General features: G+C 54.4%; 25 protein-coding genes and 1 pseudogene. 10 read left to right on the forward strand and 16 right to left on the reverse strand.

From position 1 onward, the window contains the following. Positions 1 to 62: 62 nt before the first annotated feature. Together FN037_RS17800 and FN037_RS24660 are read right to left on the reverse strand one after the other, a co-directional pair. Positions 63 to 515, reverse strand: coding sequence for a YhcH/YjgK/YiaL family protein (locus tag FN037_RS17800; RefSeq protein ID WP_138361636.1), 453 nt, complete (start codon positions 513 to 515; stop codon positions 63 to 65). 141 nt (positions 516 to 656) lie between these two features. Next, positions 657 to 731 (reverse strand): annotated as a pseudogene (locus FN037_RS24660) (hypothetical protein); the annotation flags it as partial. On the opposite strand from FN037_RS24660, the gene FN037_RS17805 reads away from it, so the two are divergent. The 4 genes from FN037_RS17805 to ridA all read left to right on the forward strand — a co-directional run bounded on the left by FN037_RS17805 (position 711) and on the right by ridA (position 2,781). After that, on the forward strand, positions 711 to 815 hold the full coding sequence (locus FN037_RS17805) for a pyrBI operon leader peptide (protein ID WP_138361637.1): 105 nt from the start codon (positions 711 to 713) through the stop codon (positions 813 to 815). The pseudogene FN037_RS24660 and the gene FN037_RS17805 overlap by 21 nt on opposite strands. Positions 816 to 850: 35 nt before the next feature. Then, positions 851 to 1,786 (forward strand): aspartate carbamoyltransferase, encoded by a 936-nt coding sequence (pyrB, locus tag FN037_RS17810; RefSeq protein ID WP_138361638.1) that lies wholly within the window; start codon positions 851 to 853, stop codon positions 1,784 to 1,786. A 13-nt stretch (positions 1,787 to 1,799) separates the two neighbouring features. Further along, positions 1,800 to 2,261, forward strand: coding sequence for an aspartate carbamoyltransferase regulatory subunit (gene pyrI, locus FN037_RS17815; RefSeq protein ID WP_138361639.1), 462 nt, complete (start codon positions 1,800 to 1,802; stop codon positions 2,259 to 2,261). Between the two features lie 133 nt (positions 2,262 to 2,394). After that, entirely contained in the window at positions 2,395 to 2,781 is a 387-nt protein-coding gene (gene ridA / locus FN037_RS17820; protein ID WP_138361640.1) for a 2-iminobutanoate/2-iminopropanoate deaminase, read from the forward strand. Positions 2,782 to 3,126: 345 nt separating this feature from the next. On the opposite strand, the gene mgtA is transcribed toward ridA, so the two are convergent. Then, the gene (gene mgtA / locus FN037_RS17825) at positions 3,127 to 5,835 is read right to left on the reverse strand and encodes a magnesium-translocating P-type ATPase (RefSeq protein WP_142502852.1); all 2,709 of its coding nucleotides are present in this window, start codon (positions 5,833 to 5,835) and stop codon (positions 3,127 to 3,129) included. 146 nt (positions 5,836 to 5,981) lie between these two features. Continuing rightward, positions 5,982 to 6,035 (reverse strand): mgtA regulatory leader peptide MgtL, encoded by a 54-nt coding sequence (gene mgtL / locus FN037_RS24800; protein WP_221887633.1) that lies wholly within the window; start codon positions 6,033 to 6,035, stop codon positions 5,982 to 5,984. A 327-nt stretch (positions 6,036 to 6,362) separates the two neighbouring features. On the opposite strand from mgtL, the gene treR reads away from it, so the two are divergent. From treR to nrdG, 5 genes are all read left to right on the forward strand, one after another. Beyond that, positions 6,363 to 7,310: a trehalose operon repressor TreR gene (gene treR, locus FN037_RS17830; RefSeq protein ID WP_142502853.1), complete on the forward strand. Its 948-nt coding sequence runs from the start codon at positions 6,363 to 6,365 to the stop codon at positions 7,308 to 7,310. Positions 7,311 to 7,439: 129 nt separating this feature from the next. Then, the gene (treB, locus tag FN037_RS17835) at positions 7,440 to 8,858 is read left to right on the forward strand and encodes a PTS trehalose transporter subunit IIBC (protein WP_138361643.1); all 1,419 of its coding nucleotides are present in this window, start codon (positions 7,440 to 7,442) and stop codon (positions 8,856 to 8,858) included. Positions 8,859 to 8,909: 51 nt separating this feature from the next. Beyond that, complete coding sequence (treC, locus tag FN037_RS17840) at positions 8,910 to 10,565, forward strand: alpha,alpha-phosphotrehalase (protein WP_142502854.1); 1,656 nt, start codon at positions 8,910 to 8,912, stop codon at positions 10,563 to 10,565. Positions 10,566 to 10,997: 432 nt separating this feature from the next. Next, the gene (nrdD, locus tag FN037_RS17845) at positions 10,998 to 13,136 is read left to right on the forward strand and encodes an anaerobic ribonucleoside-triphosphate reductase (RefSeq protein ID WP_138361645.1); all 2,139 of its coding nucleotides are present in this window, start codon (positions 10,998 to 11,000) and stop codon (positions 13,134 to 13,136) included. 266 nt (positions 13,137 to 13,402) lie between these two features. Beyond that, entirely contained in the window at positions 13,403 to 13,867 is a 465-nt protein-coding gene (gene nrdG / locus FN037_RS17850; RefSeq protein WP_142502855.1) for an anaerobic ribonucleoside-triphosphate reductase-activating protein, read from the forward strand. Positions 13,868 to 13,931: 64 nt separating this feature from the next. On the opposite strand, the gene FN037_RS17855 is transcribed toward nrdG, so the two are convergent. From FN037_RS17855 to pmbA, 12 genes are all read right to left on the reverse strand, one after another. Next, on the reverse strand, positions 13,932 to 15,842 hold the full coding sequence (locus tag FN037_RS17855; protein ID WP_142502856.1) for a BglG family transcription antiterminator: 1,911 nt from the start codon (positions 15,840 to 15,842) through the stop codon (positions 13,932 to 13,934). Beyond that, positions 15,818 to 16,063, reverse strand: coding sequence for a hypothetical protein (locus FN037_RS24805; protein ID WP_138361648.1), 246 nt, complete (start codon positions 16,061 to 16,063; stop codon positions 15,818 to 15,820). Before FN037_RS24805 ends, FN037_RS17855 begins: the two co-directional genes overlap by 25 nt. Before the next feature lie 70 nt (positions 16,064 to 16,133). Continuing rightward, a complete protein-coding gene (gene dagF, locus FN037_RS17865) occupies positions 16,134 to 16,874 on the reverse strand; it encodes a 2-dehydro-3-deoxy-phosphogluconate aldolase (RefSeq protein WP_142502857.1) in 741 nt (246 codons plus the stop codon). Then, positions 16,871 to 17,989 carry a DgaE family pyridoxal phosphate-dependent ammonia lyase gene (locus FN037_RS17870; protein WP_142502858.1) on the reverse strand — a complete coding sequence of 373 codons (1,119 nt, stop codon included), beginning with the start codon at positions 17,987 to 17,989 and terminating at the stop codon, positions 16,871 to 16,873. The genes dagF and FN037_RS17870 overlap by 4 nt, the downstream gene beginning before the upstream one ends. Then, a complete protein-coding gene (locus FN037_RS17875) occupies positions 17,973 to 19,106 on the reverse strand; it encodes an amidohydrolase/deacetylase family metallohydrolase (RefSeq protein WP_142502859.1) in 1,134 nt (377 codons plus the stop codon). Before FN037_RS17875 ends, FN037_RS17870 begins: the two co-directional genes overlap by 17 nt. 115 nt (positions 19,107 to 19,221) lie before the next feature. Then, entirely contained in the window at positions 19,222 to 19,866 is a 645-nt protein-coding gene (locus tag FN037_RS17880; protein ID WP_138361652.1) for a DUF4310 family protein, read from the reverse strand. Positions 19,867 to 19,878: 12 nt separating this feature from the next. After that, on the reverse strand, positions 19,879 to 20,655 hold the full coding sequence (locus tag FN037_RS17885) for a DUF4311 domain-containing protein (protein WP_138361653.1): 777 nt from the start codon (positions 20,653 to 20,655) through the stop codon (positions 19,879 to 19,881). 21 nt (positions 20,656 to 20,676) lie between these two features. Further along, the gene (locus FN037_RS17890; protein WP_138361654.1) at positions 20,677 to 20,976 is read right to left on the reverse strand and encodes a DUF4312 family protein; all 300 of its coding nucleotides are present in this window, start codon (positions 20,974 to 20,976) and stop codon (positions 20,677 to 20,679) included. 2 nt (positions 20,977 to 20,978) lie between these two features. Then, positions 20,979 to 21,341: an SFCGS family glycine-rich protein gene (locus tag FN037_RS17895; RefSeq protein WP_110276583.1), complete on the reverse strand. Its 363-nt coding sequence runs from the start codon at positions 21,339 to 21,341 to the stop codon at positions 20,979 to 20,981. Between the two features lie 9 nt (positions 21,342 to 21,350). Beyond that, positions 21,351 to 21,689, reverse strand: coding sequence for a glycine dehydrogenase (locus FN037_RS17900; RefSeq protein ID WP_142502860.1), 339 nt, complete (start codon positions 21,687 to 21,689; stop codon positions 21,351 to 21,353). Positions 21,690 to 21,966: 277 nt separating this feature from the next. Beyond that, the gene (gene cybC, locus FN037_RS17905) at positions 21,967 to 22,353 is read right to left on the reverse strand and encodes a cytochrome b562 (RefSeq protein WP_138361656.1); all 387 of its coding nucleotides are present in this window, start codon (positions 22,351 to 22,353) and stop codon (positions 21,967 to 21,969) included. Between the two features lie 36 nt (positions 22,354 to 22,389). Then, complete coding sequence (gene pmbA / locus FN037_RS17910) at positions 22,390 to 23,742, reverse strand: metalloprotease PmbA (RefSeq protein ID WP_138361657.1); 1,353 nt, start codon at positions 23,740 to 23,742, stop codon at positions 22,390 to 22,392. Positions 23,743 to 23,836: 94 nt separating this feature from the next. On the opposite strand from pmbA, the gene yjgA reads away from it, so the two are divergent. Continuing rightward, positions 23,837 to 24,388: a ribosome biogenesis factor YjgA gene (yjgA, locus tag FN037_RS17915; RefSeq protein WP_138361658.1), complete on the forward strand. Its 552-nt coding sequence runs from the start codon at positions 23,837 to 23,839 to the stop codon at positions 24,386 to 24,388. Positions 24,389 to 24,646: the final 258 nt, after the last annotated feature.

Below are 24,646 nucleotides of genomic sequence, written 5' to 3' on the forward strand. Positions count from 1 at the left end.
CTGCAGAATATACTCCCGCAGGCCGGATGAGGCGTTTTGCATCGCGCCCCCGGCAATACGTCTTATTCAACCAGCAGCTTCACGACCGCTTTGCGTACCTGAGCTGGCGCCCCCACGGCGCACAGCGGCTTATGGACTTCCCCGGGGTAAAAGACCACAAAATCGCCTTCATTCAGGATCACCGTTTTTTCCTCTGCCCCTTCAGGCAAAAACGCGATGTCTTTATCCGCCAGCCAGTCGGTTTCCGGCGCGCCCGCAGGCTGGGTGCTAAAGGTCATGCCTTCCTGCCCCTTTAATACGATCTGAATATCGAGATAGCGCCCGTGATACTCCGCACGACGCTTTTCGAACGGCTCGGTCATGTCTTCGGAAACCAGATAGAACAGGCGATTACCATCGATATCATGCTTACCGAGCGGGGTCGCATCGGTAACATGGGCTTTAATATAGTCAATAGCCTGACGCAGCTGTTCCGGTAGCCAGGGTTGCAGATTGTGGATGTTTCCGGCGATCATAATGCCTCCTAAAATATAAAACAGCTTTTCATTTTACGCTTTTATACCGCCCTTCCTGCTACCCTGCCACCCCTATTTAAGGGTTTTTTGCGTTAGCGCAGGAATATCCAGGCAAACGTTTACTTGTTTGTGGATTAATCACTTGATCCGAAATTTGAGCTGCGTATAATCGCGGACAATTTGCCGGGAGGAAGCATGACCTACTGTGTACGACATTCTGTCTTACCGCGTCTGAAAACAGGCGCTGGCGTAGCGTTTTTCTTTCCGTTGCTCAATAAAGTCTCTAAGCCCCTTATTTAAGGGGCTTTTTTTTGCCCAGGCGTCAGGAGATAAACATGGCTAACCCGCTATTTCAAAAACATATCATTTCCATAAACGATCTCAGCCGCGAAGACCTTGAACGGGTACTGGCGACCGCAGCCAAACTGAAAGCCAATCCGCAGCCAGAGTTGCTGAAGCATAAGGTGATTGCCAGCTGCTTTTTTGAAGCCTCTACCCGCACCCGTCTGTCGTTTGAAACTTCAATGCACCGGCTGGGCGCCAGCGTGGTGGGTTTCTCAGACAGCAGCAATACCTCGCTGGGCAAAAAAGGCGAAACCCTGGCCGACACCATCTCGGTGATCAGTACCTACGTCGATGCCATCGTCATGCGCCACCCGCAGGAAGGCGCGGCGCGCCTGGCGACAGAGTTCTCCGGCGGTATTCCGGTGCTTAACGCCGGTGATGGCGCTAACCAGCATCCGACGCAGACACTGCTGGATCTGTTCACCATTCAGGAGACCCAGGGCCGTCTGGAAAACCTCAACGTCGCGATGGTTGGCGACCTGAAATATGGTCGCACCGTCCACTCGCTGACCCAGGCGTTGGCCAAATTTAACGGCAACCGCTTCTACTTTATTGCGCCGGACGCGCTGGCGATGCCGCAGTACATTCTCGATATGCTCGACGAAAAAGGCATTGGCTGGAGCCTGCATAGCGCCATTGAAGAAGTGATAGAAGAGGTCGATATTCTTTACATGACCCGTGTGCAGAAAGAGCGCCTTGACCCGTCAGAATATGCCAACGTTAAAGCACAGTTTGTTCTGCGCGCAGCCGACCTGGAAGGGGCACGAGCCAATATGAAAGTGCTGCACCCGCTGCCGCGTGTGGATGAGATCACCACCGATGTCGATAAAACGCCGCACGCCTGGTACTTCCAGCAGGCAGGGAACGGCATCTTCGCCCGCCAGGCGTTACTGGCACTGGTACTGAATAGCGATCTGGCACTGTAAGGGGGAAAAAGAGATGACACACGACAATAAATTGCAGGTTGAAGCCATCAAACGCGGCACTGTTATCGACCATATCCCGGCGCAGGTCGGCTTTAAGCTACTGACCCTGTTCAAACTGACCGAAACGGATCAGCGCATCACCATCGGCCTGAACCTGCCTTCCGGTGAAATGGGCCGTAAAGATTTAATCAAAATCGAGAATACCTTCCTGACCGATGAACAGGTCAACCAGCTATCCCTGTATGCGCCGCAGGCAACGGTAAACCGTATCGATAATTATGAAGTCGTAGGCAAATCTCGCCCGAATCTGCCGGAACGCATCAACAATGTACTGGTGTGCCCGAACAGTAACTGCATCAGCCATGCCGAGCCGGTCGCTTCCAGCTTTGCGGTAAAAAAACGTGAAAATGATATTGCGCTGAAGTGCAAATATTGTGAGAAAGAGTTCTCACATAATGTGGTCCTGGCTAACTAATTGCGGTTGGTATTGCGTACCCGGCTGCCTATAATGGTCGGGTTTACCGCATCTTATCTTTTTGCATGTTGCGCTGTCGGCAACGAGAAAAGTTTGTATAACGACTTCATTATGCTGTTATTCAGGAGAACTCATGTCTAAAACTATTGCGACGGAAAATGCACCAGCAGCCATCGGCCCATACGTTCAGGGTGTCGATCTGGGTAACATGATCATCACGTCCGGCCAGATCCCGGTAGACCCGAAAACCGGCAGCGTAGCGGAAGATGTTGCCGCTCAGGCGCGTCAGTCTCTGGACAACGTGAAAGCTATCGTTGAAGCAGCCGGTCTGAAAGTAGGCGATATTGTTAAAACTACCGTTTTCGTAAAAGATCTCAACGATTTCGCCACCGTTAACGCCACATATGAAGCGTTCTTCACCGAGCATAACGCCACTTTCCCGGCGCGTTCCTGCGTGGAAGTCGCTCGCCTGCCGAAAGACGTGAAGATTGAGATCGAAGCAATCGCCATTCGCCGCTGATTGGCGACAGTGTGAAAAAATAGAGCCTCTGGCTGTAAAAAAGGCTGATGACAAACCGGATTTAAATATTGTGCTGGAATTTCGACCGGGTGGCGACTGGCGTCTTACCCGGTTCGGGAGAGCAACAATATCACTATGTTACGGTTTTTCGTCGATTTTTTTGTCGGCTCGCGCAAACGAAGCGCCGCCGGCAATTGCTGAAGAACCCGCTTTGTCAGCAATCTGTATTACAGCCTCCGGCTGTAATACAGACCCGTTAAGCCCCCTTTCGGTGGATGTGCCGTAAATCAACGGCGGCATTTGCTATTTTCGCCAGGTTCACGCTCGTCCCCAACTCCCCGCTGCTCACTGCCAGCCGTAACGGCGGCTATAGAAGCCTTTCACCATCTGAGTCAGAGTCATATAACCTGCCAGAATGGCAATCAGCCACGGGAAGTAGCTCAGCGGTAGCGCCTGCAGTTGCAAATAGCTCGCCAGCGGCGAGAACGGTAGCGTCATCCCCACCACCATCACCAATAGCGTCATTACGATCAGCGGCCAGGCCGCACGACTCTGGATAAACGGGATCCGTCGCGTGCGGATCATGTGCACAATCAGCGTTTGCGACAGTAGACCCACCACAAACCAGCCGGACTGGAACAGCGTCTGATGTTCCGGCGTATTGGCATGGAACACCCACCACATCAGGCAGAACGTCAGAATATCGAATATCGAACTGATCGGTCCAAAGAAGATCATAAAGCGCCCGAGGTCCGCCGGATTCCAGCGCTGCGGCTGTTGAATTTGCTCATCGTCAACGTTATCGAACGGAATCGCCACCTGGGAAACATCGTACAGCAGGTTCTGAATCAATAAGTGCAACGGCAGCATCGGCAAGAACGGCAGAAAGGCGCTGGCCACCAATACACTGAAGACGTTGCCGAAATTAGAACTGGCGGTCATTTTGATGTACTTGAGCATGTTGGCGAAAGTCCGGCGGCCTTCGATAACCCCCTCTTCCAGCACCATCAGGCTTTTCTCCAGCAAAATGATATCCGCCGCCTCGCGCGCGATATCCACCGCGCCATCAACAGAAATACCGATATCTGCCGCCCGCAGCGCCGGAGCATCATTAATGCCATCGCCCATAAACCCCACCACGTGCCCTTCGCGTTTCAGCAGCGTCACAATGCGCTCTTTATGCAGCGGAGTAAGGCGGGCAAACAGCGTGGTACGCTTTGCCAGCCCGGCAAGTTGATCATCGCTTAGCGCGTCAATCTGGCTGCCGATCACCACGTTGCCCGCTTCCAGTCCCACTTCATGGCACACTTTTGCCGCTACCAGCTCGCTATCGCCGGTGAGGATTTTCACCGTAATGCCGCTGGCCTTCAGCGCCTTAAGCGCCGGGGCGGTGGTCTCCTTCGGCGGATCGAGGAAAGCAATATAGCCTTCGAGGATTAAATCTGATTCATCCGCACGCCGGTAGTCGCCTTCGCGGACGGGGAGGTATTTGCTCGCCACCGCCACTACCCGCAGCCCCTGACGGTTCAGCGTATCAGTAACCCGACGAATACGTCGCAGCATGGTTTCGTCCAGCGGTACGATTTCGCCGTTATAGCGCACCTGGGTAGAAACGTTGAGGATCTCCTGTAACGCCCCTTTGCAGATCAATTGATGGACGTTATCCTGCTCCTGCACCACCACCGACATGCGGCGGCGTTCAAAATCGAACGGGATCTCATCCACTTTTTGCCAGCGTGCCGCCAGACTCCGCGCCGACTCCAGCTCTACCCCCTCCAGCACTGCGGTATCCAGCAGGTTCTTCAGCCCGGTCTGGTAGTGGCTGTTCAGCCAGGCTGCGTGCAATACGCGTTCACTCACCTTACCCGACACATCCGTGTGATTCTCCAGCACAATTTTATCCTGAGTCAGTGTGCCGGTTTTATCGGTGCACAGAATATCCATCGCGCCAAAGTTCTGAATCGCGTCAAGGTGTTTAACGATAACCTTCTGTTTCGACAGTTTCACCGCCCCGCGCGCCAGCGTCGAGGTGACGATCATCGGCAGCATCTCCGGGGTCAGGCCAACCGCCACCGAAAGCGCGAACAGCGCCGCTTCCCACCAGTCGCCTTTGGTATAGCCGTTAATCAACAGCACGACTGGCGTCATCACCAGCATAAAACGGATTAACAACATACTGACCCGGCTGATGCCTTTCTGGAAAGCGTTAGGCTCGCTTTCCTGCTCGCTGACGCGCCCCGCCAGTTGACCAAACCAGGTGCTGCCGCCGGTGGCGAAAACCATGGCCTGCGCCGAACCGCTCACCACGTTCGTGCCCATAAAGCACAACGTGTCGCACTCCAGCGGATTTGTTTGTTGCGGGTCACGGGTGTGCGCCACTTTCTCGATCGGCAACGATTCCCCGGTCAGCGAGGCCTGCGCAACAAACAGATCGCGCGCCTGAATGACGCGCAGGTCAGCCGGGATCATATCTCCCGCCGAGAGTTTCACGATATCTCCCGGTACCACCTGGTCTATGGGCAGCTCACACCAGCGGCTTTCGCCCTGCTCATTCACCACCCGCAGCACCGTCGCGGTATTACTGACCATCGCTTTCAGGGCGTCCGCCGCTTTGGTCGAGCGGGCTTCCTGAATAAAATTGAGCAGCGTGGATATCCCTACCATTAGCGCGATCACCGCTGCGGCAAACAGATCTTCCGTCGAGTAGGAGACAATACCCAGAACGGTCAGCAGCAGGTTGAAGGGATTGCGATAACAGCTCCACAGGTGCACCCACCACGGCGATGGCTTCTGCGCCGGGATGTGGTTTGCGCCATACTGCGCGATTTTCTGCGCCACTTCACCTTCATTGAGCCCTTCCGGATGGCTGGCAAAAGCGTGCCAGAGCGCATTTTCATCCATGACTGCTACACTCAGGCACTGCTTGCCGAGAGAATCCGGGATTGGCGCGCTCGCCAGATGACGGGCATCAGGTAGCGGATCGCGTTGTACCAGACGACGCGGTAAATGGCGGCTAAGCTGAGCAAACAGTTGCCGGGTAAAATTTTTCAACATAAACAGTCCCTCCGCGCTCGCGCGAACGAACGCAGCATCACCGACAGACGCGCATAAACCTTACCTGTCAGGCATGTTATTTTTATGGCAAGGACATCAAAGACATCGCTGCTTTACGTTTTCCGGTAAAGCGGCGCAAAACAGGTTTACCGGAAAGAAAGGGGGCTCCATCGAGGATGAGGAGTGGGATCAGGGTCCATAAAATCTCCGGTAAATGAATACAAACGACACGAATGCTAAGAGCCTATCCCATTAGGGCTATTTTGCTTGTCATTTTGAACCTGGGCAGTGCTCAGAATCCTCACGTACTACGTGTACGCCCGGTTCTTCCGCGCTGGCCGTGTTCAAACTGTCTGCGCCAATAACGCCTGGTGGGATAGGCTCTAAAACTACCAATAACCGAGTCAGGGCTATTATGGCGATAATACCCTCGTGTCATTAAACCAGACGTAAACCAGGCTTTGCTCAACGTGGCTTCGTTGAGTAGCATTAGGCTCACTTTAAGCGGATCACAACGGGAACCCAGCATGCAAAACCGGCTGACCATCAAAGATATTGCGCGCTTAAGCGGCGTCGGGAAATCGACGGTATCGCGAGTGCTGAATAATGAAAGCGGCGTTAGCGAGCGCACCCGCGAACGGGTGGAAGCGGTGATGCAGCAGCACGGATTCTCCCCCTCGCGCTCTGCAAGAGCGATGCGCGGCCAGAGCGATAAGGTGGTGGCGATAATCGTCACCCGTCTGGATTCACATTCGGAAAACCTCGCCGTGCAAACCATGCTGCCCGCCTTTTACGAGCAGGGCTACGATCCGATTATGATGGAGAGCCAGTTCTCTCCAACGCTGGTTGAAGAGCATCTCGGCATACTCGCCCGGCGCAATATTGACGGCGTAGTGCTGTTTGGCTTTACCGGTATTCATGAAGAGATGCTTACTCCCTGGCGAGAGACGCTGGTGCTGCTGGCCCGCGATGCACCGGGGATCGCCTCCGTTTGCTATGACGACGAAGGGGCCATCAACATGCTGATGCAGCGTCTGTACGATCGCGGCCATCGCCATATCAGTTTCCTCGGCGTGCCGCATAGCGATGTGACAACCGGGCAACGCCGCCATCAGGCCTATATCCATTTCTGCGAGAAAAAGCATCTCTCCCCCCTTGCTGCCCTGCCGGGGCTAGGGATGAAACAAGGCTATGAAAACGTCGCCAGTGTGCTGACGACTGAGACCAGCGCGCTGGTCTGCGCCACCGATATGCTCGCCCTTGGGGCCTGCAAATATCTTCAGCAGCAGGGAATTGACCATCTCCAGCTTGCCAGCGTCGGCAGTACACCGCTGATGACATTTCTTCATCCAGAGATCATCACCGTCGATCCCGGCTACGCCGAGTCCGGACGCCGGGCAGCCCGGCAGTTGATCGAGCAGATCGCCGGGAGCAGAGCGCCTCGTCAAATCGTGATTCCCGCCATCTTGAATTAGGCCCGTCTGCACGATTTATGTGATCTTCGCAGCGTTTCGGGAACGTTCCCATTTTGTAATTAAAGCGAACCGGTTAGGATCCGCCCCAAGTAAATACCCAACCTCTCCTCCCGGTCATGAGGCCTCATCATGAGTAAAGTTAACCAGCAGGATATAGATAAACTTATCGAACTGGTGGGCGGACGCGACAATATCGCCACCGTCAGCCACTGTATTACCCGTCTGCGTTTTGTGCTGAATAATCCCGCCATCGCCAGACCAAAAGAGATTGAACAGCTACGCATGGTGAAAGGCTGCTTTACCAACGCCGGGCAGTTCCAGGTGGTGATTGGCACCGATGTCGGCGATTACTATCAAGCGCTGCTGGCCACCACCGGGCAAGCCAGCGCAGATAAAGAGCAGGCCAAAAAAGCCGCCCGACAAAACATGAAGTGGCACGAACAGCTCATCTCACACTTCGCGGAAATCTTCTTCCCGCTGCTGCCCGCACTGATCAGCGGCGGCCTGATCCTGGGCTTCCGTAACGTCATCGGCGATCTGCCGATGAGCAACGGCCAGACGCTGGCGCAGATGCACCCGTCGCTGAAAACCATTTATGACTTCCTGTGGCTGATTGGCGAAGCGATCTTCTTCTACCTGCCGGTAGGTATCTGCTGGTCAGCGGTGAAGAAAATGGGCGGCACGCCGATCCTCGGCATTGTGCTGGGCGTCACCCTCGTCTCCCCGCAGCTGATGAACGCCTATCTGCTGGGCCAACAGGTGCCGGAGGTGTGGAACTTCGGTCTGTTTACTATCGCCAAAGTGGGCTATCAGGCCCAGGTTATTCCGGCGCTGCTGGCGGGACTGGCGCTCGGCTTTATCGAAATTCGCCTGAAACGCATCGTTCCTGACTATCTCTACCTGGTGGTGGTGCCGGTATGTTCCCTGATCCTCGCGGTATTCCTCGCCCACGCCTTTATTGGTCCATTTGGCCGCATGATTGGCGACGGCGTGGCCTGGGCCGTGCGTCATCTGATGACCGGTAGCTTCGCGCCGATTGGCGCCGCGCTGTTCGGCTTCCTGTATGCCCCGCTGGTGATTACCGGCGTCCATCAGACCACCCTGGCCATCGACATGCAGATGATTCAGAGCATGGGCGGTACGCCGGTCTGGCCGCTGATTGCGCTGTCTAACATCGCCCAGGCGTCAGCGGTCGTCGGAATCATCATCGCCAGCCGCAAACAAAACGAGCGTGAAATCTCCGTCCCGGCGGCCATTTCCGCCTACCTCGGCGTGACGGAGCCGGCGATGTACGGTATCAACCTGAAATACCGCTTTCCGATGCTGTGCGCGATGATCGGCTCCGGTCTTGCCGGACTGCTGTGCGGACTGAACGGCGTGATGGCCAACGGTATTGGCGTCGGCGGCCTGCCGGGTATTCTCTCCATTCAGCCGAGCTACTGGCAGGTCTACGCTCTGGCGATGGCCATTGCGGTGGTGGTGCCGATTATCCTGACGACGGTCGTCTATCAGCGTAAATTCCGCCAGGGCACCTTACAGATTGTCTGACTTCTTATTTTCGGGGCGCGCTGTCGCCCCTTGTCGTAGCAGGAACGCGAAATGAATACCCTTCCCCTCTGGTGGCAAAACGGCGTTATTTATCAAATCTATCCGAAGAGTTTCCAGGATACCACCGGTACAGGAACCGGCGATCTACGCGGCGTTATCTCACGTCTTGATTATCTGCAAAAGCTGGGCATTGACGCGATCTGGCTGACGCCATTCTACGTCTCGCCGCAGGTCGATAATGGCTACGATGTCGCCAACTATACCGCTATCGACCCGGCCTATGGCACGCTGGACGACTTCGACGAACTGGTTGCGCAGGCGCACAATCGCGGGATCCGTATCGTGCTGGATATGGTGTTTAACCACACCTCTACTGAGCATGCCTGGTTCCGGGAAGCGCTTAACAAAGAGAGTCCGTATCGCCAGTTCTATATCTGGCGCGACGGCGAACCAACCACTCCACCAAATAACTGGCGCTCTAAATTTGGCGGCAACGCCTGGCAGTGGCACGCTGCAAGCGAGCAGTATTATCTGCATCTGTTTGCCGTGGAGCAGGCGGATCTGAACTGGGAAAACCCGGCGCTACGCACAGAGCTGAAAAAAGTCTGCGAATTCTGGGCCGATCGCGGCGTCGACGGTCTGCGTCTGGATGTGGTCAATTTGATCTCCAAAGATCAGACTTTCCCGTCTGATACGGATGGCGATGGCCGCCGTTTTTATACCGACGGCCCGCGAGCGCACGAATTTTTACAGGAGATGAGTCGCGATGTTTTCGGACCGCGGAATCTGATGACGGTAGGGGAAATGTCCTCCACCTCGCTGGAGCATTGCCAGCGGTATGCGGCGCTGGATGGCGGCGAATTGTCGATGACCTTTAACTTTCACCATCTGAAGGTGGACTATCCCGGCGGTGAGAAGTGGACGCTGGCGCGCCCGGATTATGTGGCGCTGAAATCGTTGTTCAGCCACTGGCAGCAGGGGATGCACAATCGCGCATGGAACGCGTTGTTCTGGTGTAACCACGATCAGCCGCGCATTGTTTCCCGCTTTGGCGACGAAGGCGAATACCGCGTCCCGGCGGCGAAAATGCTGGCGATGGTGCTGCACGGCATGCAGGGCACCCCCTATATCTACCAGGGTGAAGAGATAGGCATGACTAACCCGCACTTTACGCGCATTACCGATTATCGCGACGTAGAGAGCCGCAATATGTTTATTGAACGTGCGGCCCAGGGGCAGAGCGCCGATCAACTGCTGGCGATTCTGGCCAGCAAATCCCGCGATAACAGCCGTACGCCAATGCAGTGGAACAGCGGCGAAAACGGCGGCTTCAGCGCGGGCAAACCGTGGATTGCGCTGTGCGATAATTATCGTGAGATCAACGTCGACGCGGCGCTGGCTGACCCGGAATCGGTCTTTTATACCTATCAACAGCTGATTACGTTGCGTAAAAGCACGCCGGTACTGACCTGGGGTGATTACCAGGATTTGCTGCCAGCACATCCTTCGCTATGGTGCTATCGCCGTCAATGGCAAGGGCAAACGCTGGTTGTCGCCGCTAACCTGAGTCGTGAATTCCAGTCCTGGCGAGCGGAAGGCGTAGCAGGTGAATGGCAGGTGCTAATGAGCAACTATGCCGAAGCAGCCAATCGCCCCTCGGACATGCTCCTGCGTCCATTTGAAGCAGTATGGTGGTTACAGGAGTAAGTGGCGCCCCCGGTAGCGATGTTACCGGGGATGCTGATCCCTCCGCCCCGCCTGAATTTGACCATTCCTTTACCTGCAATCTACATGCTCCCCGAGCGGACGCAAATTATGCTTAATTTATAAGCAGATAAATTTACATTTAGCGCTAGCGCCCATCATCTGTACTCTCATCTTTTTACTTTGTCCTGCATCAATAAAATTGCAAACATCTTTGATGCAAAGCACTATATATAGAACTTAAAATGCCACCCGGCCCCACATATTGTATTAATAGTCTATTATGTCACCACAACCCGTCGTTCGTTGGTGGTGGTGGGATGTGGATAAAAAGGGCCAGGATCGGAGGAAAACAGCAGTAGCTATAGCGCCTCGGGACGCTGGTTGACCTTCCGCCTCTGTGGATAACCTGTTCTATAAAAGTATGGAGTGATCATGACACCGCATGTGATGAAACGCGATGGCTGTAAAGTACCGTTTAAGTCAGAGCGCATTAATGATGCAATTCTACGTGCAGCTAAAGCAGCGGGAGTCGATGACGCAGACTATTGCGCCACCGTCGCAGAAGTCGTTAGCCAACAAATGCAGGGCCGCGCCCAGGTTGATATCAACGAGATCCAGACCGCCGTTGAGAATCAGCTGATGTCCGGTCCGTACAAGCAGCTGGCGCGCGCCTACATTGAATATCGCCATGACCGTGATAGCCAACGTGAAAAGCGCGGCCGTCTGAACCAGGAAATTCGCGGCCTGGTTGAGCAGACCAATTCGGCATTACTCAATGAAAACGCCAATAAAGACAGTAAAGTCATCCCGACCCAGCGCGACCTGCTGGCGGGCATCGTCGCCAAACATTACGCCCGTCAACACCTGCTACCGCATGACGTGGTTATGGCGCATGAACGCGGCGTTATCCACTATCATGACCTCGACTATTCTCCGTTCTTCCCGATGTTCAACTGTATGCTGATCGATCTGAAAGGCATGCTGACCAACGGCTTTAAGATGGGGAACGCTGAGATTGAACCGCCGAAATCCATCTCTACCGCGACGGCGGTAACGGCGCAGATTATCGCTCAGGTCGCCAGCCATATTTATGGCGGTACGACCATTAACCGTATCGATGAAGTGCTGGCGCCGTTCGTTACCGCAAGCTTCAATAAGCATCGTCAAATTGCTGAAGAGTGGCAGATCCCCGATGCGGAAGGTTATGCCCGTTCGCGTACGGAAAAAGAGTGTTACGACGCCTTTCAGTCGCTGGAATATGAAGTGAATACCCTGCATACCGCCAACGGTCAGACGCCGTTCGTTACCTTTGGTTTCGGCCTCGGCACCCGTTGGGAATCGCGTCTGATTCAGCAATCCATTCTGCGTAACCGCATTGCCGGTCTGGGCAAAAACCGCAAAACGGCGGTATTCCCGAAACTGGTGTTCGCGATTCGCGACGGCCTGAACCATAAGTTTGGCGATGCTAACTACGATATCAAACAGCTGGCGCTGGAGTGCGCCAGCAAACGCATGTATCCGGATATCCTCAACTACGATCAGGTAGTGAAAGTCACCGGCTCGTTCAAAACCCCGATGGGCTGCCGCAGCTTTCTCGGCGTGTGGGAAAACGAAAATGGCGAACAGGTGCACGATGGTCGCAATAACCTCGGCGTGATCAGCCTAAACCTGCCGCGCATCGCGCTGGAAGCCAAAGGCGACGAGACGGCATTCTGGAAACTGCTGGATGAACGTCTGCAGCTGGCGCGTAAGGCGCTGATGACCCGTATCGCCCGTCTGGAAGGGGTGAAAGCCCGCGTCGCACCGATTCTGTATATGGAAGGCGCCTGCGGCGTGCGTCTGAAAGCGGACGACGATGTTGCCGAAATATTTAAAAACGGCAGAGCGTCGATTTCTCTGGGCTATATCGGCATCCATGAAACCATCAATGCGCTGTCCGGCAACAAGCATATCTACGATAGCGAAGTGTTGCGCGAGAAAGGCGTCGCCATCGTTCGCCGTCTGCGCGAAGCGGTAGATCAGTGGAAGGAAGAAACCGGCTACGGTTTTAGCCTGTACAGTACGCCAAGCGAAAACCTCTGCGATCGTTTCTGCCGTCTGGACACCGCTGAGTTCGGCGTGATTGAAGGGGTGACGGATAAAGGCTATTACACCAACAGTTTCCACCTCGACGTGGAGAAAAAGGTTAATCCGTACGACAAAATCGATTTTGAAGCGCCCTACCCGCCGCTGGCTAACGGGGGCTTTATCTGCTACGGCGAATACCCGAATATCCAGCACAACCTGAGAGCGCTGGAAGACGTCTGGGATTACAGCTACCAGCACGTTCCCTATTACGGTACCAATACGCCAATCGACGAGTGTTACGAGTGCGGTTTTACCGGCGAGTTCGAGTGTACCAGCAAAGGTTTCACCTGCCCGAAATGCGGTAATCACGACGCGACTCGCGTATCGGTAACCCGCCGGGTATGCGGTTATCTCGGCAGCCCGGACGCCCGTCCGTTCAATGCCGGTAAGCAGGAAGAAGTGAAGCGCCGCGTGAAGCATCTGGGCAACGGGCAGATCGGTTAATTCCAGGTGGTTTAGCCCCTCACCCTCTCCCCAAGGGGGAGAGGGGATCAATTAGTAGCCGTTTGACCATTCAAGAGCCGCTCCCGCATCGCGCCGCAAAGCGCTTTTTTTTCCAGGGCTACCGCCACTATATGGGTTTCCTCAAATCAGTTGGCATTGTAGCAAGGCGGCAAGCGAGCAAGTCCTGGGGGGCTTACTTGAAGTAAGTGACCTGGGCGCACGAGCGCAGCCAACGCCGCTACAGCGTCAAATGAGAAGAGGAAACAATGAATTACCATCAGTACTACCCAGTAGATATCGTGAACGGCCCCGGCACCCGCTGCACGCTATTTGTCTCCGGCTGCGTGCACGAGTGCCCCGGCTGCTATAACAAAAGTACCTGGCGGCTGAACTCCGGCCTGCCGTTCACCACCGAGCTGGCAGACCGAATCATTGCCGATCTCAACGATACGCGGATCAAACGCCAGGGAATTAGCCTCTCAGGCGGCGATCCGCTACATCCGCAGAACGTACCGGAGATCCTCAAACTGGTTCAGCGCGTTCGCGCCGAGTGCCCTGGCAAAGATATCTGGGTGTGGACCGGCTATAAGCTGGCGGAACTGAACGCCGCCCAGATGCAGGTGGTGGATTTAATCAACGTGCTGGTTGATGGTAAATTTGTGCAGGATCTCAAAGACCCGGCGCTCATCTGGCGCGGCAGTAGCAACCAGGTTGTGCACCACCTGAGATAGCCGCTGGCCACAACCGTTTATTTGCTTTTCAGTGGACGTGACGTGCGGATCTTGCAAACGATACTCAAAATCGGCTGACGCATTCCATCGCCACCGTTTTAAACTCATCAAAGCTGCGGGTGACGGCAAGGCGGGCCATCGCGCGTTCACGCAGAAAAGTGACAAAAATATCGTAGATCGCCATCGCTTCTTCATACTCGCTTTTACTGATGGCAAGCAGGAAAATGATATGCGCAGTTTCATCGCCCCAGGCAATGCCGTGCGGCGCGATCACCGTGTAGACGACGGTCTTTTTCGCCAGCAGGCCGAGGGCGTGCGGCAGCGCGATACCATCGCCGAGCATCGTGCTGACGATAGCCTCTCTCTCCACTACCGAATCATGAAACTCCGCATCAACAAATCCCTCCTGCTGTAACTGCTGACACAGCGTGGCAAACAGCGTCTGCTGATCCAATGGGGTATAAACCACCTGAAAGTGGGCTTCATCAAAATACTTATTCAGCATCCACGGACGGGTGCGATCCACCAGCACCAGTTTGCCGATTTGCTCAAGCTGATAATCGGTAGGGAATGGGGCGATAGTCACCACCGGTTTCTCTTTTTCGCTGATACGCACGGTGGAAATAACGAAATCCTCCGTCACCTCCTTTCGCTGTTCATATTCACGCTGCGAGATCGTGGCGGCAATTTGCAACTGCGGATATTTTCGCTGCAAAATAGCTTCAATCATCCGCACCATTGCGTTGCTGGTATCGCATACCAGCAGCACCTGCGGCTGACGCTGGTAGCCAATATTATAGTGACGCTCCAGCCCGACGCCGATATGCAGTACCAGAAAACCAATCTCATTTTCACTGATGGCGTAGGGAGTATATTTTCCCCAACTGGATACCGCCGCCAGAGTCATATCCCAGGCCATCGGGTAGTGCTGTTTGATGTTGTCGAGCAATGGGTTGGGGATCATTATCTGGTAGCGTACGCGGGTGATCATGGTCTTAATATGGGTCAATAAATCCGCGCGTAGCTGAGCATCGTCCAGCAGATTATAATTATATTGCTGATTGATATAACGCAGGATGTAATTCACCAACGCTTCGTCGTCGTCAGCGCTGATTGTCCCCGGATCGACGTCCTGCACCTGACGAGCGGCAAAGTGTACGCAGAGCCACTCCTCTTCCGCTGGTGCAAATGGTTTCCCCGCTAACTTTTGCATCACACTGGCCAGTTCACTGGCGGCATCGCGCACATTTTGTTCCACATCTTCAGCACAAAAATCCGCCAGCGGATATCCCTCTCTCACCCGGCGCACGGCAACCGCGCCATACAGGCAGATAAAGCGTTCCCCCGCATCCGTCAGGCGCACATGATGGCGGGTTAACGTTTCCTGCAACACGCCTTCCAGCAAGGTCGGTACACTGACATCAAACGCTTCCTCGCAGATCTGTGGGTTCAGCGGTCCCTGCTGACTTAATTCCCACAGCAAATCGGTCAGACAGGCGCGAACAGAGACTTCACTACCGGAAAGCTTCATGCCATGGCGCGGACGGGTTTCCAGGGTGAGCTGATAACGCTGAAAACGCTCGCGGACATCAGCCATATCCCCCTGCAAGGTAGCACGGCTGACGAACCACACATCGGCCAAATCCTCCAGTTTGATAGAAAAGGCGGATGTCAAAAAGCGCACCAGCAAAAAATGGATACGATCTGCCGCGGTACGCGGGATGTGCTGCGTTTTCGGCGCGCTCTCTTTCAGGGCCTGATAGCGCAATGGATCGTTAATCACCAGCTGATAACCGCTACCGCGAGTAAGAATAAACTGTGCGCCGTAACGCAACAACAGCGCGTTTAACGCGGTGATATCCGCGCGCACAGTGCGCGTAGAAACCGACAGCCGCTGCGCCAGTTCCTCCTGCGGCAGCGTTTCGTTTTGCAACAGAGTAAACAGCTGCGCTAAACGTTGATTGGGAAATCGCATGTCAGTTCCTTTTTCTTACGACTCAAGGTTGAGCGGATATCACCATCTGCAACGGACTGCTGGCCGGAGTCCAGGGGGAAGATTAGCCTGCCATTCTTTGGCGTAACGATAAAGCGGTACAGACCTTCTTTGTCAGGATTGTAAGCGTCAAGGGTTTGTGCGGCAGCGCCGGCTCCAGGCAGAGACAGTAAAGCAACAAGCAGATAATGAGCGGTTAGCATGGTGACTCCCTGATGGCCTGGCGGAGCGTATCCCCTCACCCTCTCCCCTGAAGGAGAGGGTTAATCGACGCTATTTAACGAATTGTTTGGTGATCTCCAGCAGCTGACGCACGTCCGCCGGACGGGTATTACCGCTGGCTTTATCAATAATAGAACTATAGATATGAGGGATAATTTTGCTCACTCCCGCTTCCAGAGCGATCTGCAGGATCTCGCCATAGTTTTCCAGATCGATCCCGCCGGTCGGTTCCAGCCAGAAATCATAGCGGGCGCACGCTTCAGCTACCGCAATAAACTCGTCACGATGCTTCAGACCGCCCATCGGGAAGTATTTGATCGAGCTTCCCCCCATATCCTTCAGTAAGGCAATGGCGGTTTCCAGCGGAACGACGCCATCTGGCGCGCCGCTGCTGAGCGGACCGGTGGAGATCTTCACCATCCCTGGCGTGCCGGTGGGCGACACCAGGCCATTAACCACGGTCTGATTCTGCCCCAACAGCGCGCGACTGGTCGCCACACCGGTAAACACCTGGTTGACGTGCTGCGGCTGTACCTGACGAGAGATCTCGCTGACCATCGCCGATTGATTAGGATCGCCCGCCCCCAGCCCCACCGAAAGCGCGTTATCAATTCGCTTCGCGTATTCGCGCATATCGGCTACCGCGCTGGCGACATCCGGATAATTTTTGGAGAGCACGCCCACCAGCACATGGCCTTCCGCCGCGACGTAAATCTCACTGGCGTTCTCTTTGCTGCCGGCCAGCACGTTCAGACAGACGCGGTCACGGTAAAAATTAGGGGTCAACTTCATGCCTTTTTCTCCTTATTCAGAACTTCTGCGATGCGACGGAAGACAATCTCCAACTGTCGGGAATTTACGCTGCGCACATCGGCCTCAATAATGCCTTCATTGGCTTTATAACCACGGAAATAGATGGCGTATTCGCCTTGCTTCAGCGAATTCACCAGATCGCCGGTGCTCACCCCGGTTACCGCTTCATCAAACTTAATTTCAGCGCGCGCGATATCGCGACCCGCGCTGTCCCAGACCACCCGCGCGCTCACGCCATCAAGCGTATTAATCTGGTTAATAAACGGCGTCATCTTCGCCACCATCTCTTTCCCGCTCTCTTTGGTTGATGTCAGGAAGTGTTCGATAGCGCAGGTCAGGCCCAAAATCCCCTCTTTGCCCACTTTCATCGCCCGACCAATACCATTAGCCTGGCGTTTTACCCACTCGACATATTTCGTTTTACCGATCACCAGCCCGCTGGTTGGCCCTTCGATAGCCTTCGCGCCGCTGTAAATAACCAGATCCGCACCGGCGTAATAGTAGGTCTGTAGATCCTCTTCCGCCGCGGCGTCGACGATCAGCGGCAGATTATGAATGCGCGCAACCGCGGCCGCCTGCGCCACGCTAAGCATGCTTTTCTGTACGCAGTGGTGGGATTTGATATACAAAATAGCCGCAGTACGTGGCGTGATCGCTGCCGTCAGTTGCTCGGCGGAACATTCGTTGGCGTAGCCCGCTTCGACCAGTTTGCCGCCGCCCAGCGCCACCATGGTGCCCACCGGCGCGCCAAAATTGACGTTATGGCCCTTTGGCAACACGATTTCATTGTTTGCAATCGGCGTCACATGCAGGTTTTCCAGCAGCCAGTCGTTGTCCTTCACCAGAACCGCCGCCACCGACTGCGCGATACCCGCCGAGGCGCAAGAGACAATGGTCGCTCCTTCAACATCCAGCAATCCCGCAATATAGGCGCCGGTTTTATTGACCAGATCTTTCATCTCGAAATATTGGGTCATTCCCGCCATCGCGGCTTCCACCACTTCCGGACGCGGCGTGGAGACGCCGAGAATGGTCATACGACCGGAGGTGTTAATCACCTGTTTTAAACCGTATTTCTCAAAAATCGAAGGCATTTTCCGCACTCCCTTGTTCGGTCAGAAAGCCCTTGCCCGCACGAATGGCGGCAAGCGGCAGCAGAATCTTATCAGCCTGAAGGCTGTCGTTTTCAGCATCTACCAACACCGTTGGCCTGTGCGCGAGGGTAAATAGCGTGAGGTCCGCGTCATAGCCTACGTCCAGCCGTCCCTTGTGCGTCAGATGCAGGCCGTCAGCGGCATTGGCCGTTACGCAGTCAATGACCTGCGACAGGGACATGCCGATGGCGAGAAATTTCGACATCACCAGCGCCAGCGAACGCACCGGGCCATCAATACGATTGCGGCAGTAAATATCGGAGCTGATGGTATGCGGCAAAATGCCCATAGCAATCGCCCGGCGCGCCACTTTAAAGCTGAAGCTGGCAGTGCCGTGACCGATATCAAGGCGCACGCCGCGCTGTAAGGCGCGGGTAATCGAGCTCTTCAGCTCACCGGATGGCGTCAGAATGCGGTTGGGCTTGCCGTTATAGCAGTGGGTAATGATGTCACCAGACGTCAGCAGATCGGCGATTTCCTCAAGATCCGGCGGATTGTTGCCAATATGCACCATCAGCGGCAAGCCGCCATTTTCCTGCTGGAGAGCCTTCGCGCGTTCCAGCGGCGTGATACCGTTTTGCCCTACCACGCTGCTGCTCATCCGCGCCTTTAGCCCGACGATAAAGTTCGGGTAGCGGTTGACCGCCTGCTTCACCGCATCGGTATCAATATTGGTCATATTGGCCAGTTCGTTCTGGGCAATCAGCCCGACGCGGGAAATATTGAGCAGCGCATAAACGTCAGTCGATACTTTACGGGTCAGCTGATAGAAATCATCCACATCGTCCGCACCGGTACTGCCCGCGTCAATCACCGTAGTCACACCAGTGGCAATACCAACGCTATCCGGTTCATCATGGTAAATCGGTGAATTCGGATAGCAGTGGACGTGGGAATCAATCCAGCCAGCGCTGACGTAATAGCGCCCCCCCAGCTCGACGGTTTTGCGCGCAGGGGCGCTAATATCGCCCAGATCGGCAATTTTCCCGTCACGGATGGCGATATCGGTCAGGGTATCGTCGACGAGGCGCGCGCGACGAAGAAGTAAATCAAACATATCCATCTCCTGTAAAACCAGGTAAACCTTTTACCTGGATAGCGACTAAATGCCTTATCAGGCCTACGAAAAATCACTTATCCGTAGGCCTGATCGGCACAGCACCATCAGTCAATCAGCTAATTGCCACCGGGAAGATAGAACCAAGTAGCATCGCGCCAAGAATTGCGCCGCCAGTGATTGGCTTCTGCCAGATGTAGAACAGCAGCGCGCCAACAAGAGAACCGATACCGATGGGAATAGAGGCAGCCATTGCGCTGAGAATGATCAACGGCCCAAGAAAGCGGCCGGAGGCGTTCCCTGCGCCCATCATTACATCCGCGCCATAGGTGGAGTCACTCTGGTTGATGGTGAATTTACGCGCCAGGATGATGATGTAGCCAATCACCAGGCCAAGCACCAGACCGGTAACCAGGGAGGCGATAAAGTTGGTCACCGGGAACATAATACCCGCCCCCAACAGCAGCGCCGGAACACCTAAACCAACCCCGGTCTGAATCGCCCCACCGATATCCAGAATCCCTACCAGTGAGCCCTCAATAATTCGGGCGAACAGAAAACTGGCACCGAAAGCCGCTACCGCGCCGTAGGCGCCCGTATCAATTCCCGCTTTCAACATGGCGACGAAGGCCACTTCGTTAAACGCGCCAATGCCATAGAGATAGTACATATGCGTTCCGGCAAAAACGCCGGATGAGAGCAAGCCAACAAAGATCGGGAACGACCAGTCGGCATACCAAAAACCTTTATTTTGTTCCATGAGAGGCTCCAGTTATTTACCGCTGAGCGAGTTGTGGATCAGTTCCAGCCAGTTCGGCACGGTCAGATGGAAGGATTCAATCATCTTCATATCGAAACCACGGAAGAAACCACTCAGAACGAACAACGCGATAATCGCCGCCATCATGACTTTAGTGACGCGGTGCCAGCCGCTCTCTTCCACGCCTTTACCAATCAAGATCCCCAACACCAGACCTGGAACCGCATTCCCCATAATCAACTGCGCCGCGCCGCCAAAAATCGTGGCCCAGAAACCGGATTTTTTCCCGGCCTCAATCGCCGCCAGCCAGAAGATAACCGGCATCACGGTATTCACCAGCAAGTTTGCCGCGGGTACCAGCACTTTAACCGCCGTCACCTGTAGCGCTTCAGGTACTGAAGACGCGGTCAGGTTCAGGAAGGTGACGACGATCATGCCAATAATGCCGCAGGCGATCGCCATCCTCTTCGGGTCATGCAACGTCTCGCCGACATTGCGGTTTTTGATCATCAGCGCCGCCGCCCCCCAGTTCGGAATAATGCGGTGGTCAACATCCTGGGTGAAGGAGCCTGCTGCGACAGAAGAAGCCCAGGCGTTGAAGAAAAAACCGAGGCCAAAAGAGAAGTGAGAAGCCGGATCGCCTTCACATGAATTCAGCTCGCCTAATGTACGAAATGCGCCCATCCCTTGCGTGGTGGGCGCATGAAACATGCGTGCCGCTCCGGCGCCCACACCGACGCCAACCAGGCCGCCGATAATGAGCGATTTTATTAAAATTATCAGGAACATAGTCTGACCCTTTGGTGAAAATCAGGTTTGCGTGACGAAATCCACTTTATCGAGATTAATGGCCGTCACGGTGACGGTAACATTCAGCTCAACGCTGTAAGTCCGTCGCTCACGGCGCAAAAAGATGAACAAGAACGCCTCTTTTCGTATCGCTTCACGCGCATAAACAACCTCCACATCCTGTGGCTCAATACGCAGTAAGATATGCGGCGACGTTTTCATGACCATCGCCTGTACATGGTTCAGAGCATCGGCAAAGGCCCGCGCTTTGCTCTCGCCTTTGCCGGTAACGCTCACCGTAACGGTGAATTGCTCTTTCATACTCACACGCCATACTTCTTCTTCCAGGCTTCGACCAGGCGCTCCCCCAGCTCTTCTTTATCCATAAAGCCGAAACCCAGCACGTTGTAGCCTTCATTGATCGCGGTGACGCCTTCATCAACGGAGCGCATACCATATTTTGCTTTGTAGCCATGTTTATTCTGCGCGGTGATCGCTCCCGCTCCGCCGCTGCCGCAGAAAGAGATGCCAAAGGTGGCGTTCTCGGCCTTCATCATGTCGCCCAGTTTCATATCCGCAGCAACGCCAGGTACCACCACTGCGCGAGCACCGGCTTTTTCCGCACCAGCAGCCACTTTTTGCCCTTTACCCAGGCGGTCGCCAATAACGACGGTAATCTGTTCCATTTTTTCTCCTTATAAATTGTCTTTCGCGACTTCAAAGTGAACCGACAGCAGCCAGGCTTCTTCATCTGGCAGATTGCCGAATTGCGCGACGACTTCGCGAGCCAATATCATTGAATCGTCTGAAATCTCTTCGAACAGGCTGGCATCCACTTCCGGCAGCGGCTCGCCGCTGATTGACCGATGGGCCATCGCCCGCACGTGGGAAGTCAGCATTTGCTCCTGCACGTCATTGGGAACGATGTTGCGATGGCTTAATAGTACAAAAACCTGCTGCAGCATCTTGTCGGCCAGTTGTTCAGTGAGCATGGCCTGTTCCTCTGAGACGTTTGTTACCGCTCCGTTATTCACTTACGTTTCCCCGTTGATATCTCTGGGGATAAAACTAATACTGAGGAGAAAGAGTTTGTAGCGAGTTGTTTTCCACTTCGAAGTGGAAAGATGGACGGCTGATGCGATCTTGATCACATAAACATGAGTAGAATGTTCTTTTTTACATATTATTGTGACGCATATCACAATATAGAGACATCAACAAGGCGGGTATAGCGGAACAGAAAAGCGGAAAAATGTGACGGGACGACGCTTTTTCATTGCAGGAGGGCACACACCCTCCTGAAAAAAGAAATTAGCGGTACTTCTTGTGATAAGTATTACGGGTGGTTTTAAACTCTTCCGCTGCAGCCCGGGCCTCTTTGATTTTACCTTCGTCAGCGAACTTCAACGCTCCGTCTATCTGACCAATCAGCACATCCAGACCATGACGATAATCTTTCATTTCCGCGCTATCGGCGGCTTTACCTTCCAGCCGGGGCGGCGTCTCTTTCTGGGCGTCGACCGCCGCAGTACGCATCTTATTCAGCGCCGCTTTCAGTTCGCCGGCATCCGACGTTTTCTGCACCACTTGCAGATTCTCGGCGAGGGTATCCATATCTTCGCCCAGATCGGCAAAAGCCGAAGCCGAACCGAGGGCGAAAGCAGAGACAGCCAGCATCGCTAACAGTTTTTTACGCATTGCTCACTTCCTTTTTTATTATTAAGCAAACAGGTATTATTGCCCGGCGATTTTCATCTCCGGCAGCAGTACTGAACCGCACTGAATGTTGCTGCGCGTTTCGATATCGTCGCCGATGGTCACGATATTACGCCACATTTCTTTCAGATTTCCTGCAATGGTGATTTCACTGACCGGATACTGAATTTCGCCGTTTTCTACCCAGAAGCCAGATGCGCCGCGTGAGTAGTCGCCGGTGATGCCGCTTACACCCTGCCCCATCAGTTCCGTCACGACAAGACCGGTACCCATCTCTTTAAGCAACTTTGCAAAACTCAAACCGCGGCCGCTGATGCGCCAGTTGTGGATACCGCCCGCGTGGCCGGTACTTTTTAACCCCAGCTTACGGGCAGAATAGTTAGTCAGTAGCCACTGGGTTAGCACGCCGTCTTTAACGATATCACGACGTTCGGTACGCACGCCTTCGCTATCAAACGGGGTGGAAGCCAACCCTTTCAGCAGATGCGGATGCTCTTCAATGGTCAGCCAGTCCGGCAGGATCTGGCTACCCAAAGCATCAAGCAGGAAGGTGGATTTACGATAAACAGCACTGCCGGCAATCGCCCCGACCAGATGACCAAACAACCCGGTGGCCACTTCACTGGCGAAAATCACCGGCGCTTTCATCGTCGACAGCTTGCGTGGCGACAGACGTGACAGCGTGCGGCGAGCGCACTCCTCGCCAACCCACTCCGGCGATTGCAGATCGTCAATCGCCCGACCAAGTGTGTAGGCGTAATCGCGTTCCATATCGCCCTGCTCTTCGGCAATCACGCAACTGGAGAGTGAATGGCGGGTAGAGCAGTAGCTTTGCAGCATACCGTGGCTGTTGCCGAATACTTTGATACCGTAGTGGCTATTAAAGCTGCCGCCTTCGGTATTATTGATGCGTTTATCCGCTTTCAGCGCCGCCTGCTCTGCCCGGGATGCCAGTTCAATGGCTTCATCCGGGGAAACGTCCGCCGGGTGGAACAGGTCGAGATCCGGCGCCTCAAAGGCCAGCAGCGCTTTATCCGCCACGCCCGCGCACGGATCGGGCGAGGTGTAACGGGCAATATCTAATGCCGCCTGCACCGTGCGGGCAATCGCCTGTGGGCTAAGGTCCGTCGAGGAGGCGCTGCCTTTACGGTTCTGGTGATAAACGGTGATGCCTAATGCGCCATCGCTATTAAATTCTACGTTCTCCACTTCGCCGTAGCGGGTGCTGACGCCGATGCCGGTCGTTTTGCTGACGGAGACTTCCGCACCGTCGGATTTGCCTGCCGCCAGTTCCAGCGCCGTGGTCACGGCCTCTTCCAGCGTCTTACGCTGTTGTGCAACTTGAGAGATGACTTTCATCGCTAATGCCATAATGTAAGAAGGAGTTAACTGAAGTCTAACAGAGAACCGTTTTTCAGTGCGCGCCTTAACTGGTAACATTAGCCTCTTTTTTAAGGAACCTGAAATGACAAAGCAGCCCAAAGACTGGCTCGACGACGTTCCCGGTGATGACGTCGAAGATGAAGACGATGAAATTATCTGGGTCAGTAAAAGTGAAATTAAGCGCGACGCGGAAGAGCTCAAGCGTCTTGGCGCGGAAATGGTCGAGCTGGGAAAAAACGCGCTGGATAAAATCCCGCTGGATACTGACTTGCGTGACGCCATTGAACTCGCCCAGCGAATCAAGAAAGAAGGCCGTCGCCGCCAGCTACAGTTAATTGGGAAGTTGCTGCGCAATCGTGATGTGGAACCGATTCGTCAGGCGCTGGACAAGCTGAAGAACCGCCACAATCAGCAAGTTGCGCTGTTCCATAAACTTGAACAGATCCGCGATCGTCTGCTTGATAATGGTGACGATGCCGTTGCGGAAGTACTGAATCTGTGGCCTGACGCCGACCGTCAGCAGCTACGTTCGCTTATCCGTAACGCCAAAAAAGAGAAAGAAGGCAACAAGCCGCCGAAGTCCGCGCGTCTTATCTTCCAGTATCTGCGTGAACTGGCCGAGAGCGAAGGCTAAGTTTTCCCGATCTCCCGGATTATGGCCGATGCCCGATCCGGGCGCCGATGTGAATATTCGTGACTGCTCGTAAAACCGCAGTCATGTTCCCTGGCAGCGGTGAAGTCGAGGGCAAATTGAATATTCTATTCACTTAAAGGTTTAAATGTTTCATTTTTATCTTGAATGACTTTTATATTTAACTTTTATTTTACATAATCATTTATATTTTTCTCACTATCGCCTCATTTTCAGGTTCATCAGCGAATCCAGAATAAA

It is taken from the genome of Klebsiella sp. 2680 (assembly GCF_900198535.1).
In the GTDB taxonomy this organism is placed as follows: domain Bacteria; phylum Pseudomonadota; class Gammaproteobacteria; order Enterobacterales; family Enterobacteriaceae; genus Klebsiella; species Klebsiella indica.